The sequence below is a fragment of the Aequorivita sp. IT1183 genome (assembly GCF_058068265.1).
This window is the reverse complement of record NZ_JBYRHS010000007.1, coordinates 50650-64253: the sequence shown is the minus strand read 5'-3', so window position 1 is coordinate 64253 and position 13604 is coordinate 50650. Positions and strand designations below refer to the sequence as shown.

Genomic DNA, 13604 nt, shown 5'->3' with positions numbered 1-13604 from the left:
CAAGGTACCCCGCAAAAAAGCGGGGGACACCTTGCAGGAAAACCGCAAAAAAGGCGGCGATTCAAATATAACAAAAGGTTGCGGGTTCTCCATAAAAAAAGCCCTGTGAATTTCACAGAGCTTTTTTTGTATATTAGTTAAGGCTTATCCCAATATTTCTTTTACTTTCTTTCCAATTTCAGCTGGAGATTCAACAACGTGAATACCGCACTCGCGCATTACTTTTTTCTTTGCTTGTGCTGTGTCTTCGCTTCCGCCAACAATTGCGCCAGCGTGACCCATTGTACGGCCTGCAGGTGCAGTTTCACCAGCGATAAAACCAATTACTGGTTTTTTGATACCGCTATTTTTGTACCAGTTAGCAGCATCAATTTCTAATTGACCACCAATTTCGCCAATCATAACTACAGCTTCACTTTCTGGATCCATAATCAACATTTCTAATGCTTCTTTTGTTGAAGTTCCAATAATTGGATCTCCACCAATACCAATTGCAGTAGTAATACCAAGACCTTGTTTTACAACTTGATCTGCTGCTTCATAAGTAAGTGTTCCAGATTTTGAAACAATCCCTACAGTTCCTTTTTTGAAAACGAAACCTGGCATAATACCAACCTTAGCTTCACCCGGAGTAATAACTCCTGGACAGTTAGGGCCAATAAGACGGCAATCTCTGTCTTTTATATAATCCGAAGCGATAATCATATCCTTTACTGGAATACCTTCGGTAATTGTGATAATTACTTTTATACCTGCGTCTGCAGCTTCCATGATTGCGTCTGCAGCAAATGCTGGTGGCACAAAAATAATACTGGTATCTGCGCCTGTTTCTTTCACTGCTTCAGAAACCGTGTTGAAAACGGGTCTGTCAAGATGTTTTTGTCCACCTTTTCCGGGAGTAACCCCTCCTACTACATTAGTTCCGTACTCAATCATTTGTTCGGCGTGAAAAGTACCTTCACTTCCTGTGAAGCCTTGAACAATTATTTTTGAATTTTTATTTACTAAAACGCTCATTTTTAAGTATTTTCTATTGATTATTTATATTTATTATTCAAAAGGAATGCAATTATTTTTTCTTTAGAATTGCCGCAAAGATACAGCTTTTGACAAGGGTTTTAAAAGATATTACACTTTAACTCTGTGATAGCTTTCGTTTGTATCGTCATTATCAGTAACCGGCTGGCTAACTTGATAACCTCTGTAGATTTTATCGTCTTTAACTTCCCAGATTGCAATAAAATGGGCTATACCCAATTCTTCATCTTCATTTTCCATTGTGCGGATATAGTATTTATACCGAACAGTAACATTGTTATCATCTTCAAGGATATGGCTTATCTCAACTCTTAAATCATTGTAGTTGCGACGCACTTCATCAAAGAATTTTACAATATCATCATAATACATAATGTTAAGACCATTAGCACTATTCCAGATAAGAACCAATTCAGGATGGAAAAAACGCTCCAATACTGTTTCGTCTCTTAAAATATCAGACCTGTAAAAGTCTCTAACTACTTCTTTTGCTGTTCTACTCATGATAATTTATCCAATTTTTCTATAATTTCTGGAATAAGCTTGATTGAAGCTATTTCCTTGTATTTTTTTCTAAATTCATCTGCGGGCGATCCGAAATAAGACTTATGCCCAGGAAGTGATTTGCTCACCCCGCTTTGTGCCGAAATAACAGCTTTTTCACCGATGGTGATACCGCTGGTTATTCCCACTTGTCCCCAAATAGTTACAAAATCTTCAATAATTACGCAGCCTGCAATACCTACTTGTGAAGCAATTAAGCATCTTTTGCCGATTACGGTATCGTGCCCAACTTGAACTTGATTATCTAACTTTGAACCTTCTTTAATAGTAGTTGAAGCTGTTACGCCTTTATCTATAGTGCATAGCGCTCCAAGATCAACATTGTCTTCTATAACAACATTGCCACCACTTAAAAGTTTATCAAATTTTTCAGGGCGATTTTTATAGTAAAAAGCGTCGCCACCCAAAACGGTACCAGCGTGAATAGTTACGTTATTGCCGATTACCGTATTATCGTAAATGCAAACGTTTGAATAGATTAAACAATTCCTGCCAATTTTCACATTATTACCCACAAAAACATTGGGCTGAATAATGGTGCCTTCGCCTATTTCTGCAGACTCAGAAATTGAGCTATTAGCACTTTGAAAAGGTTTAAAGTACTGTATTAGTTTATTGAAATCGCGAAAGGGATCTTCAGAAATCAATAATGCTTTCCCCACGGGGCAATCAACTTTTTTATTGATAAGTATTACGGTTGCTTGCGACTCTAGCGCTTTATCGTAATATTTAGGATGGTCAACAAACACAATATCTCCCGGCTGAACAACGTGTATTTCGTTCATCCCGAAAATAGGGAAACTAGGCTCCCCAACGTAATCGGATCCGATTATGACAGCTATATTTTCAAGAGTCTGGGGAGTTGAGAATTTCAAAATGAATGTTTAATGTTTATTGAATACTGAATAATTTAAAATAGTAACTTACCGAAAACGGCTAAGCAATTACTATTCTTTCATACGTTCCTGATACTGACCTTTTTCGGTGTCAATTCTAATTTTATCCCCTTCATTGATGAAAAGAGGAACATTAATCTCTGCTCCAGTTTCAACAATTGCGGGCTTTGTAGCGTTTGTAGCTGTGTTTCCTTTTACGCCTGGTTCAGTTGAAGTAACTTCCAAAACAACGTGAGCCGGCATTTCAACAGAAAGTGGCGCATTGTCTTCAGTATTGATAAGTACGGTTACTACTTCACCTTCTTTCATCAATTCAGGAGTGTCAAGAATATCCTTCATTAGCTGAATTTGAGCATAATCCTCAGTATTCATAAAATGATACATTTCGCCTTCATTGTATAAATATTGAAATTTGTGAGTTTCTACACGGACATCGTCAATTTTATGCCCCGCTGAAAAAGTATTGTCCAGAGTTTTACCCGTGGTTACGCTTTTCATTTTGGTACGTACAAATGCAGGTCCCTTCCCAGGTTTTACGTGAAGGAATTCAGTAATTTTATAAATGTCGTTGTTATAGCGGATACAAAGTCCTTTTCTAATATCTGATGATGTTGCCATAGTATTGCCCGCAGGCGGGTATATGTTAAAAGTTATCTGTTAATTGTTTTTCAATCAACCATTAAAAATTTAAACTTAATTTGAATTGAAATAGCCTTTCATAATTCCTCTTTTGGAATTTTTGATAAACTGAAGGATTTCATCGCGTTCCGGAGTAGCTTCCATTTCAGCCTCAATGATTTCCGTTGCTTGTGTGGTATTGTAATTTTTTTGATACAGTAATCTGTAAATATTCTGTACCTCGCTAATTTTAAGTGAAGTAAAACCTCTTCTTCTTAGGCCAATAGAGTTAATTCCAACATAGCTAAGCGGCTCGCGAGCGGCCTTTACAAATGGAGGAACGTCTTTTCTTACCAAGGAACCTCCAGTAACGAACGCGTGATTTCCAATCATACAAAATTGGTGTACAGCGGTCATCCCTGCCAAAATTACGTAGTCACCAACGGTTACGTGTCCAGCCAGCGTACTGTTATTGCTAAAGATGCAATTATCGCCAACTATACAATCGTGGGCAATATGGCAATAAGCCATAATCCAACAATTTTTTCCAATAACGGTTTTTCCACGGTCAACGGTTCCTCGATTTATAGTTACATATTCTCGAATGGTTGTTCCGTCGCCAATTTCGGCTGTGGTGTCTTCATCTTTAAATTTCAGATCCTGCGGAATTGCAGAAATCACGGCTCCCGGAAAAATATTACAATTTTTACCGATGCGAGCACCTTCCATGATGGTTACATTGCTGCCTATCCAAGTTCCTTCTCCAATAACAACATTGTTGTGAATGGTTGTAAAAGGCTCAATCACAACATTTTTAGCTATTTTAGCGCCCGGATGGACGTATGCAAGTGGTTGGTTCATTTCTCTTGTTTATTGTTTCTAATAGGTAAATGATTTTGCGTAATCAGCTTATATTTTTATACTGATCTTAACACGCAAGCTATTGAATTATAAGTTTTTTGTTTTTACCATCTGGGCCATCAATTCGGCTTCTGTTACCAGTTTACCGTTTGCATATGCATTACCGCTCATATGAACGATTCCGCGACGGATGGGTGACATTAATTCCAGTTTAAAAATAAGGGTATCCCCTGGATTTACTTGTTGCTTGAACTTAACGTTGTTTATTTTCATAAAGTACGTCAAGTAATTTTCAGGATCGGGAACGGTACTCAATGCAAGAATACCACCTGTTTGCGCCATTGCTTCAACTATTAAAACGCCGGGCATTACTGGTGCTCCAGGAAAATGACCAACGAAAAACGGTTCGTTCATCGTAACGTTTTTAAGTCCTACGACACTATTTTCAGTCATTTCCATAATCTTGTCTACCAACAAAAACGGAGGCCTATGCGGAAGCATTGCCATTATCTGATTTACATCTTTAACTGGCGGTTTATTAATATCGAAAGTGGGAATGTTATTCCGCGCTTCCATTTTAATAATCTTCGACAGTTTTTTAGCAAACTGGGTATTTACGAAATGTCCTGGTTTGTTCGCAATTACTTTTCCGCGAATGCGTGTTCCCACCAAAGCCAAATCGCCAATTACGTCCAAAAGCTTATGCCTTGCGGCTTCGTTTGGATAATGAAGCGTTAAATTATCTAAAATTCCATTTGGTTTAACTGAAATAGAATCTTTTCCGAAAGCTGTGCTAAGCTTTTCCATTGTGCTTTGGGAAAGTTCTTTATCTACGTAAACTATAGCGTTATTTAAATCACCGCCTTTTATTAGGCCATGCTCCAATAACATTTCAATTTCATGAAGAAAGCTAAAGGTTCTCGCGTTTGCAATTTCATCTTTAAAATCTGAAATATGTTTTAGCGAAGCATTCTGAGTGCCTAAAACCTTGGTGCCGAAGTCGACCATAGTAGTAACTTGGTATTCATCTGAAGGCATTACTATTATTTCACTTCCAGTTTCTTCGTCTAAATACGAAATAACTTCTTTTACAACATATTCTACTCTATCTGCATTTTGCGTAACTAGACCAGCAGTTTCTATGGCTTCAACAAAAAACTTTGAAGAGCCATCCATTATTGGTGGTTCGGAAGCATTGAGCTCCATTATACAATTATCTACTTCGAGACCTACTAATGCTGCGAGCACGTGTTCAGAAGTTTGTATTTTAACTCCTTGTTTTTCTAGGTTTGTACCGCGTTGGGTATTTACCACATAGTTGGCGTCTGCCTCAATTACTGGGCTTCCTTCTAAATCGATTCTCACAAATTTATATCCGTGATTTTCTGGGGCTGGCTTGAAGGTTATTGTAACCTCTTTGCCCGTATGCAAGCCTACTCCTGTAAGGGAAATTTCCTTACCAATGGTGCGCTGTTTTACCAAACATTCATTCATTATCTAGCTTTTTTTCAACTACATTGAACCTTTCCATTATTTTGGGCAGGTTTTTAAAATATACATAACTTTTATTAAAATCACTATAACTTAAAGCGGGGGAACCTTGAAGTGTTTCATTGTCTTTCACGCTTCTTCCTATTCCACTTTGTGCTTGTATTTTTACATTATCGCCAATTACAATATGACCAGCAATCCCTACTTGTCCGCCAATCATACAGTTTTTTCCAATTTTAGTTGAACCAGCAACTCCTGTTTGCGCAGCAATAACTGTGTTTTCACCAATTATAACATTATGGGCAATCTGAATTTGATTATCCAATTTCACACCTCTTTTTATTACAGTTGAGCCCAAAGTAGCACGATCTATAGTAGTGCCTGGACCTACATCTACATTATCTTCAATAATTACATTACCAATTTGCGGTACTTTATTATACTCACCTCTTTCATTAGGCGTAAAACCAAAACCATCGGCGCCAATTACAACACCGCTGTTTATAACACAAGATTTTCCAATTATTGTTTCGGAATATATTTTGGCTCCAGTAAAAAGAATGGTATCGTCGCCAATAGTAACATTATCGCCTATATAAACGCTTGGATAAATCTTCACATTATCGCCAATTATTACATTTTCGCCTATATATGAAAAAGCGCCTAAATACATATTTTCACCGTACTTGGCACTTTCAGAAACAAAAACCGGTTGTTCAATTCCAGTTTTATTCATTTTTACTTGATTGTAATATTCCAAGAGTTGTGAAAACGCGTTATACGCATTATCTACTCGTATTAAAGTAGTTTCAAAATCGTGCTCTGCGACAAAATCCTTATTAACAATGGTAATTGAAGCCTGAGTGGAATATATGTATGGGGTATATTTAGGGTTGGACAAAAATGTTAGTGTCCCTTTACTGCCCTCTTCTATTTTTGCAAGTTGTGAAACCTCTGCGCCTTCATCGCCATCTACGGTGCCATTCAGGATTCCTGCTATTTGGGCTGCTGTAAATATCATTGAGCGGTTTGGTTTATAATAACTGATGGACATATTAATTGCGACCGCAAAATAGTGTTTTTAAAATGAATTAATTTTGGGTCGTTAATTTTCATTCCTGCAAAAATAGAAAAAAAGGATTTAGCCTCGATAGCTATCTATATTGTTTTTTGGATAGCACATATAGTATTTAACTACAGATTTGGAAAGTGCCTCCAAATTAAGCTGATCGCTCGCTCTTGCAACCTCTATAATTTTACCGTTTTTCTTTAATAAATTTATAGTGTCTTTTTCCATACTGTAAGCCTGGTTTTCAAGCTTTCCAGTAAATACGAAGAAAGATGCCTCTTCTTCTGAAATATTAAAAGTCTCCATTACCTGCTTGCGTTTTTCGTTTACTTTCTGAATTGGAAAAGGTTGCGATTTTACTTTTACCTTCAACAAATCTCTGTTGAGAAGCATTTTTGAAAGATTTTTTAAAACAAAATCATCGCTGCCAACCCATATTTTCATTGCTGAAATTATATCGTAATCGTCTAATTTTGAAAAGGTATCGAGTACTTCTTCACTAAAATCATTTAAACTAATAGTATTATTCAGAAAAAACTTTAACGCATTACTTGCAGGCAGATCCACTCCCTGCGCAGAAAGTTGCTTTGCGCGTTTTAAAACACGAACCAAAAGTTGCTCTGCAACAATACCTGTTTTGTGAAGATACACTTGCCAATACATTAATCGGCGGGCAACTAGAAAATTTTCAACGGAATAAATGCCTTTCTCCTCTACTACAAGTTTATCATTTTTTACATTCAGCATTGCAATTAGACGCTGCGCGTTAACGGTGCCTTCTGGCACGCCAGTGTAAAAACTGTCGCGTTTTAGGTAATCTAATCGGTCCATATCCAACTGTCCTGAAACTAACTGATGTAGAAATTTACGTGGCAGTTCGTCCTTAAATAGTTTTATTGCAAGCGTTAATTGCTTGTTAAACTTCTGGTTTAAAGCCTCCATAAAAAGCAGTGAAATTTGCTCGTGACTTATATTTTCTACGATGCTATTTTCCATAGCATGCGAAAACGGACCGTGGCCAATATCGTGCAATAATATAGCAACATAAAGCGCTTCTTCTTCTTCATTAGAAATCTCAACACCTTTATATTGAAGCACCTGCACAGCCTTTTGCATTAAGAACATTGCGCCCAATGCATGATGAAAACGAGTGTGATGTGCGCCCGGATAAACGATGTACGAAAAGCCCATTTGCGAAATACGACGCAGCCTTTGGAAGTATTTATGCTCCATCAAATCAAAAACCAGTTTGCTGGGTATGGTAATAAAACCATAGATAGGATCGTTTATAATCTTGTGCTTAGGAAGGGTTTTCAAACTTTAACTTTAAATTAGTAGCTTCAAAAATTGTTTCGAATAATTCAGGTTTAATTTTGAAGAGAATTCCTCGCAACAGTGCAGAATTATTTATAAAATAAAAATTAACGATACTCCAACACTAAAGTTTCGGAGTATAGCAACAAATATACATATATGAGCGACATAAAAGTACTATGGGTAGATGATGAAATTGATTTGCTTAAACCACACATTCTTTTTCTTGAAAGTAGAAATTATAAAGTAACTACAGCACAGAGTGGTTCGGAAGCTTTGGAAGAAATAAAGAAGGAGAATTTCGATATTGTTTTTTTAGATGAAAATATGCCCGGACTAACCGGATTGGAGACACTTGCTGAAATAAAGGAGCTACAAGCATCTATTCCAGTGGTTATGATTACCAAAAGTGAAGAGGAATATATAATGGAAGAAGCTATTGGTTCAAAAATAGCAGATTACCTAATAAAGCCTGTAAACCCGCATCAAATACTGTTGAGTTTAAAAAAGAATTTGGACCACAGCAGATTGATTTCAGAGAAAACAACTTCCAATTATCAACAAGAATTTAGAAAAATAGCGATGGATCTTTCCATGGTAAACAGTTTTGAGGAATGGAAAGACCTTTACACAAAATTGGTTTATTGGGAATTAGAGCTGGAAGATATTGAAGATTCTGGAATGTTCGAAATTCTGGAATCCCAAAAAACAGAGGCTAACAGTCAGTTTTGCAAGTTTATTGATAAGAATTATCCAAGTTGGTTTGAAGATCCAAGCGAGGCGCCTATAATGTCGCACACGCTCTTTAAAGAAAAGATTCAGCCACAGTTAAAACAAGGCACCCCAACCCTACTGGTTGTGGTAGACAACTTAAGATTTGATCAATGGAAGGCTTTTGAACCTACGGTTGCAAATATTTATAAAAAAACTCAAGAAGAACTTTTCTGTAGTATTCTGCCTACAGCAACACAATATGCTCGAAACGCAATTTTCTCTGGTCTAATGCCGAGCGATATGGAAAAATTGCATCCGGATCTTTGGTTGAATGACACCGAGGATGGCGGAAAAAACATGAAAGAGCAAGAATTTTTTGAAGCACAATTAAAGCGACTTGGAATGAAGCTTAACTGGAGTTATCACAAAATATCTAGTTTAAAGCAGGGTAAAAAACTTGTGGAAAATTTCAAAAGCCATAAAGATGAAGATTTAACCGTTGTGGTTTACAACTTTGTAGATATGCTTTCTCACTCCAAAACTGAAATGGAGGTTATTAAAGAATTAGCATCCAACGATAAATCATACCGATCTCTTACTCAAAGTTGGTTTAAAAATTCGCCACTGCTAGAAATTATTCAGCAAGCTGCACGTTTGGGCTTCAAATTAATAATAACTACAGATCACGGAACCATCAATGTAAAAAACCCGTCAAAGGTTATTGGTGATAAGAATACAAGTCTTAACCTTCGTTATAAAACAGGTAAGAGTTTAACCTATGAGGACAAAGAAGTTTTGGCGGCAAAGGATCCAAAGTCTATCCAGTTACCAACAATTAACATGAGCAGTTCATTTATTTTTGCGAAAAGCGATTACTTTTTCGCGTACCCTAATAATTACAACCATTACGTAAGTTATTACCGCAATACTTATCAACACGGTGGGGTATCCTTAGAAGAAATGGTAATTCCGTTTTCCGTTTTTATACCTAAGTAATTATTTTTAAAAGACTTATAGTGTTCATTTTGTGGATTTATTAGATAATTTCAGTAATTGTTGATAATTATCTATCTTCGCATTCCTATTATTATGGAATTAACTTATACCGAAGACGAAATTAATGGCGTTGTAACCAGCCTTTTAGAACATTCAGCCTCCAAAATATTTTTATTTTATGGTGAAATGGGAGTTGGAAAAACAACGTTGATAAAAGAAATAGTTAAGCAACTTGGAGTTTTACAGCCATCAAGTAGTCCTTCATTTTCGATTGTAAATGAATACGATGGCAAAGAAGGCCCAGTATATCACTTTGATTTCTATAGAATAAATAATATAACCGAAGCCTACGACATCGGTCTAGAAGATTACTTATACAGTGGAAATTATGTTTTGATTGAATGGCCAGAAAAAATTGAATCCCTTTTGCCTGAAGATGCCACTAACTTGTATATTAAAATAAACACTAACGGAAGTAGAACCTTAAAAATTAAGCCAGTGAAATAAAATTGAAGCGAAAAATATAAAACTATAAATTACTTTTTAATTGCTTGCCCCAAATCGCAATAATTTTTAAGCAGGATTTCTATTTTAAAAAATTTATAAATATATATTAAAAATAATTAATAATATTTCTTTTTTTCATAGTAGGTTTGAAGTGTTATTAACCTCACAAAAACTATATATTATGAAAACTCTAAAGTATTTATTAATCGCAACAATTTTTTCATTAGGAACATTTGCTTCTTGTACCCCAGAAAGCATCCAAGATGAACAAACCCCCCAACAAATCGAAAAAAGCAAAATCATCGTACCTAGTAACGGGTAGTATTATTGCGCTTATAATAGCAGCATCACCTTATATTTTTTATTCATATGAAAGTTTCCCACAAACAAAATCGTGGGAAACTTTTTTGTTTACATACGAAGCTAATTGGTACCAAGAAGTTTATGTTTCGGTATGGACTATGATGGGTAAATTTGTTCCGCTCCTACTTTTAATTATTTGGTTTATAACTTGTAAGCATTGGTGGTACCACGTAATACTAATTCCCATTGGTATGTTTGCTTTTCAATTATTCAGTGTCATCAACGATGATGTGCGTATTACCGATGAAGTGGAAATATGGTGGCTCTTCCCTATCATGCTTATAATAGTTCCTTTAGTTTATCTTATAAAAGCTCAGCTATCCAACAATTTAATGGGTAAGGACTTGAAAAGCTTCGAGGAAGAACTGGGCCAGAAAAAGTCTTTTTGGGGTCAGCTCAAAGATCTTTTCTAAACTGCAGTCCTCTGGCAGGCATTTGTTAATTTTCAATTTTTTTATATGTACCTTGGTGCTCCCTTATTTTTTATTCTTTACTGAATAGCTTGCAAGGAAGGCATACAAAATGTAGCTACTTGCTCCGTACAAAGCGGAACAAACAGCTATAATATAAAACCTATTTATTAACCTAAAAAAACCTAGCAAAGTAAAAGTCTAAGAAAATTGCAGATAAACAATATTGATTTCAACATTAACTATTGTTACATTATCAATAATAAATATTGCTTTTAATCGTATTTTATAGGAGTTCAACGCATTATAACCTGTAAATATACAATTAACATAATTAGTAAGTTTAAATATTTTGAGTGTAAGTTTGACCCTTATTAACCTCACAAAAACATACTATTATGAAAAACTTAAAGATTATTATTGTAGCTGCAATATTTGCGACAGGATTATTTGCTTCTTGCACCCCAGAAGGAATTCAGGATGAACAAACCCCCCAACAAATCGACCCGTCGACAGTTAAAGTTCCACCAGCCGGATAAAAAAAGTCTTATACAAGGAGGGGCCATTGTTTTAATAATGGCCTGTACTCCTTTTATTTATTATGCCTATGAAAGTTTCCCTCTAGATTCTCTAGTTTGGGAAACTCCTTTATTCTCATTATCTACGCAATATCCATACTCTTCATTTTATCAATATGCGTGGTTTATTACTGGTAAATTAATTCCTATAATATTATTATTACTTTGGTTTTTTACATGTAAGCATTGGTGGCATTGGATTATTTTAGTGCCTTTAGCAATGTATGTGTTTCAATTATTTAATATTGTAATACAAAGTGAGGATGTTGATGAGGTAGAAATTTACTATCTCATCCCTATAATGATGGTGGTAATTCCCTTTGTATATTTAATTAGAGCAAAGCTATTTAGTCAGATGCGGCATAACGACTTAAAAACCTTTGAGGAGGACCTTTTGGAAAAACAATCTTTTTGGCAACAGATAAAAGATCTCTTCCGCTAAGCAGCTCTAAAATTTTTGATAATAATTCCGTAAATTGAGACCACCAAGTTATTAATATGTCAAAACCAAAATCACCATTCACAAGAGCACAATTACTTCCGCAGGAGGAAACACTTGAAATCTCCCGAGAAAAAGGAGAACTCTTTATTGGTATTCCTAAAGAAGCTTATTTTCAGGAAAAACGAATTTGCTTAACTCCAGATGCCGTAAATGCAATAATAAATAACGGTCACAGAGTACTTATAGAAAATGGTGCCGGTATAGAAGCTGGATTTTCAGATAATGATTATTCTGAAGCGGGTGCCGAAATGACCACAGATACAAAAAAGGTTTTTGGATGCCCAATGGTTTTAAAGGTTGAACCACCCACCCTGGAAGAATTGGAATTAATTAATCCAAAAACTGTACTAATTTCAGCGTTACAATTAAAAACGAGACAGAAATCATATTTTGAAGCGCTCGCCAAAAAGAAAATAACAGCCTTAGCTTTTGAATTCATAAAAGATGAAGATAATAGCTACCCCGCCGTTAAAGCCTTAAGTGAACTTGCAGGTACCGCAGCCGTGCTAATTGCTGCAGAATTAATGGTAAATGCAGAAAAAGGAAACGGTTTGCTTTTTGGAAATATAAGTGGCGTACCTCCTATTGAAGTTGTTGTAATTGGTGCCGGCACTGTTGGTGAATTTGCGGTTAGATCGGCCTTAGGATTAGGCGCCAATGTAAAAGTTTTTGACAGCTCCATTACCAAGCTCAGAACGATTCAAACTAATGTGGGAAGGATTTTATACACATCTACAGTGCAACCCAAAAATCTGATGAAAGCACTACGCCGTTGCGATGTTGCAATTGGCGCAGTACGCGGACATAACCGTGCCCCCATTATTGTAACTGAAGAAATGGTGCGCAACATGAAAAAAGGCGCTGTAATTATTGACGTTTGTGTAGATATGGGCGGTTGTTTTGAAACCACCGAAATGACTAGCCACGATCATCCCACTTGCATAAAACACGACGTAATTCACTACGGAGTACCAAATATACCAGCTCGATATCCTAAAACTGCGTCTATTTCAATTAGTAACATATTCACCCCCTACATTTTAGAAATTGCAGAGGGCGGCGGACTCGAAAACGCCATCCGCTTTGACAATGGTTTAAAAAATGGTTTGTATTTTTACCGCGGAATTTTAACAAGTAAGGCCGTTGCAGATTGGTTTGATATGCCATATAGCGACATCAACTTGATAATTTTTTAAAACTATTTTGAATTGAATAAAAGACTTCAACTTCAATCCAAAAAGTTGGTGAATGTTGTATTTTTGCAAATTCACAAAAATCCCCTAATTCTTAAAAATGAAATTAGCTTATAGATTAGTTTATTTTTCTGGTGGCTTTGGTATAGGAATAGCACTTTTATTTTTTATTCTTAGCGGAAAAAAAACGTCTTGTGCATACGGTCCCGAATCTAGAACGCTCAAAAACATACGCCTAAAAGAACGTGCTTTTTCCGAAAAAACACTGCTTACACTTAGAGACAATCAGATGGATACTTCGGCGGTTTCAATACTTTTAAGAGATGGCGATGTGCTTTTTTCTGAAAGCAATACAAAACTAGACTCTTGCAAGCAATATGTAATTGAAGGTGAAATTTCAGAAAAAAACCTAAAGATAACTATCGAGAACTGTGAAGAACTTGCAACTGTGCTTAACGCAAAAGTTAGCAAGCAATAGTTTTTTAGCAAT

15 protein-coding genes are annotated in these 13604 nt (G+C 36.0%); 7 read left to right on the top strand and 8 right to left on the bottom strand.

The features are described 5' to 3' along the window. Positions 1–144: 144 nt before the first annotated feature. From sucD to AC3RVF_RS14780, 8 genes are all read right to left on the bottom strand, one after another. A complete protein-coding gene (gene sucD, locus AC3RVF_RS14815) occupies positions 145–1017 on the bottom strand; it encodes a succinate--CoA ligase subunit alpha (RefSeq protein ID WP_489690059.1) in 873 nt (290 codons plus the stop codon). Between the two features lie 111 nt (positions 1018–1128). Then, on the bottom strand, positions 1129–1542 hold the full coding sequence (locus AC3RVF_RS14810; protein WP_489690060.1) for a nuclear transport factor 2 family protein: 414 nt from the start codon (positions 1540–1542) through the stop codon (positions 1129–1131). Beyond that, entirely contained in the window at positions 1539–2477 is a 939-nt protein-coding gene (locus tag AC3RVF_RS14805; RefSeq protein WP_489693680.1) for a UDP-3-O-(3-hydroxymyristoyl)glucosamine N-acyltransferase, read from the bottom strand. Before AC3RVF_RS14805 ends, AC3RVF_RS14810 begins: the two co-directional genes overlap by 4 nt. A gap of 72 nt (positions 2478–2549) precedes the next feature. Next, a complete protein-coding gene (efp, locus tag AC3RVF_RS14800; RefSeq protein ID WP_489690062.1) occupies positions 2550–3116 on the bottom strand; it encodes an elongation factor P in 567 nt (188 codons plus the stop codon). Positions 3117–3191: 75 nt separating this feature from the next. Continuing rightward, on the bottom strand, positions 3192–3977 hold the full coding sequence (gene lpxA, locus AC3RVF_RS14795; protein ID WP_489690063.1) for an acyl-ACP--UDP-N-acetylglucosamine O-acyltransferase: 786 nt from the start codon (positions 3975–3977) through the stop codon (positions 3192–3194). A gap of 87 nt (positions 3978–4064) precedes the next feature. After that, the gene (locus tag AC3RVF_RS14790) at positions 4065–5471 is read right to left on the bottom strand and encodes a bifunctional UDP-3-O-[3-hydroxymyristoyl] N-acetylglucosamine deacetylase/3-hydroxyacyl-ACP dehydratase (protein ID WP_489690064.1); all 1407 of its coding nucleotides are present in this window, start codon (positions 5469–5471) and stop codon (positions 4065–4067) included. Beyond that, the gene (lpxD, locus tag AC3RVF_RS14785) at positions 5464–6489 is read right to left on the bottom strand and encodes a UDP-3-O-(3-hydroxymyristoyl)glucosamine N-acyltransferase (RefSeq protein WP_489690065.1); all 1026 of its coding nucleotides are present in this window, start codon (positions 6487–6489) and stop codon (positions 5464–5466) included. The genes AC3RVF_RS14790 and lpxD overlap by 8 nt, the downstream gene beginning before the upstream one ends. Positions 6490–6609: 120 nt before the next feature. Further along, positions 6610–7854 (bottom strand): HD domain-containing protein, encoded by a 1245-nt coding sequence (locus AC3RVF_RS14780; protein WP_489690066.1) that lies wholly within the window; start codon positions 7852–7854, stop codon positions 6610–6612. A gap of 156 nt (positions 7855–8010) precedes the next feature. Here AC3RVF_RS14780 and porX point away from each other — a divergent pair, with 156 nt between their 5' ends. The 7 genes from porX (at position 8011) to AC3RVF_RS14745 (ending at position 13592) form a co-directional block, all read left to right on the top strand. Further along, positions 8011–9561 carry a T9SS response regulator signal transducer PorX gene (gene porX / locus AC3RVF_RS14775; protein WP_489690067.1) on the top strand — a complete coding sequence of 517 codons (1551 nt, stop codon included), beginning with the start codon at positions 8011–8013 and terminating at the stop codon, positions 9559–9561. 57 nt (positions 9562–9618) lie between these two features. Next, positions 9619–10068 (top strand): tRNA (adenosine(37)-N6)-threonylcarbamoyltransferase complex ATPase subunit type 1 TsaE, encoded by a 450-nt coding sequence (gene tsaE / locus AC3RVF_RS14770; protein ID WP_489690068.1) that lies wholly within the window; start codon positions 9619–9621, stop codon positions 10066–10068. Positions 10069–10331: 263 nt separating this feature from the next. Further along, positions 10332–10844 (top strand): hypothetical protein, encoded by a 513-nt coding sequence (locus tag AC3RVF_RS14765; RefSeq protein ID WP_489690069.1) that lies wholly within the window; start codon positions 10332–10334, stop codon positions 10842–10844. Between the two features lie 395 nt (positions 10845–11239). After that, positions 11240–11380, top strand: a complete 141-nt coding sequence (locus AC3RVF_RS14760) for a hypothetical protein (RefSeq protein ID WP_489690070.1) — start codon at positions 11240–11242, stop codon at positions 11378–11380. Between the two features lie 37 nt (positions 11381–11417). Next, positions 11418–11861, top strand: coding sequence for a hypothetical protein (locus AC3RVF_RS14755; protein ID WP_489693679.1), 444 nt, complete (start codon positions 11418–11420; stop codon positions 11859–11861). Between the two features lie 56 nt (positions 11862–11917). Next, entirely contained in the window at positions 11918–13117 is a 1200-nt protein-coding gene (locus tag AC3RVF_RS14750; protein ID WP_489690072.1) for an alanine dehydrogenase, read from the top strand. A gap of 97 nt (positions 13118–13214) precedes the next feature. Beyond that, on the top strand, positions 13215–13592 hold the full coding sequence (locus AC3RVF_RS14745) for a hypothetical protein (protein ID WP_489690073.1): 378 nt from the start codon (positions 13215–13217) through the stop codon (positions 13590–13592). The last annotated feature ends 12 nt before the right edge of the window (positions 13593–13604 follow it).

Coding starts and splice junctions, on each gene's coding strand:
- sucD (WP_489690059.1), bottom strand. CDS start 1,017: ATGAGCGTTTTAGTAAATAAAAATTCAAAAATAATTGTTCAAGGCTTC.
- AC3RVF_RS14810 (WP_489690060.1), bottom strand. CDS start 1,542: ATGAGTAGAACAGCAAAAGAAGTAGTTAGAGACTTTTACAGGTCTGAT.
- efp (WP_489690062.1), bottom strand. CDS start 3,116: ATGGCAACATCATCAGATATTAGAAAAGGACTTTGTATCCGCTATAAC.
- lpxA (WP_489690063.1), bottom strand. CDS start 3,977: ATGAACCAACCACTTGCATACGTCCATCCGGGCGCTAAAATAGCTAAA.
- AC3RVF_RS14790 (WP_489690064.1), bottom strand. CDS start 5,471: ATGAATGAATGTTTGGTAAAACAGCGCACCATTGGTAAGGAAATTTCC.
- lpxD (WP_489690065.1), bottom strand. CDS start 6,489: ATGATATTTACAGCAGCCCAAATAGCAGGAATCCTGAATGGCACCGTA.
- porX (WP_489690067.1), top strand. CDS start 8,011: ATGAGCGACATAAAAGTACTATGGGTAGATGATGAAATTGATTTGCTT.
- AC3RVF_RS14765 (WP_489690069.1), top strand. CDS start 10,332: ATGAACAAACCCCCCAACAAATCGAAAAAAGCAAAATCATCGTACCTA.
- AC3RVF_RS14760 (WP_489690070.1), top strand. CDS start 11,240: ATGAAAAACTTAAAGATTATTATTGTAGCTGCAATATTTGCGACAGGA.
- AC3RVF_RS14755 (WP_489693679.1), top strand. CDS start 11,418: ATGGCCTGTACTCCTTTTATTTATTATGCCTATGAAAGTTTCCCTCTA.
- AC3RVF_RS14750 (WP_489690072.1), top strand. CDS start 11,918: ATGTCAAAACCAAAATCACCATTCACAAGAGCACAATTACTTCCGCAG.
- AC3RVF_RS14745 (WP_489690073.1), top strand. CDS start 13,215: ATGAAATTAGCTTATAGATTAGTTTATTTTTCTGGTGGCTTTGGTATA.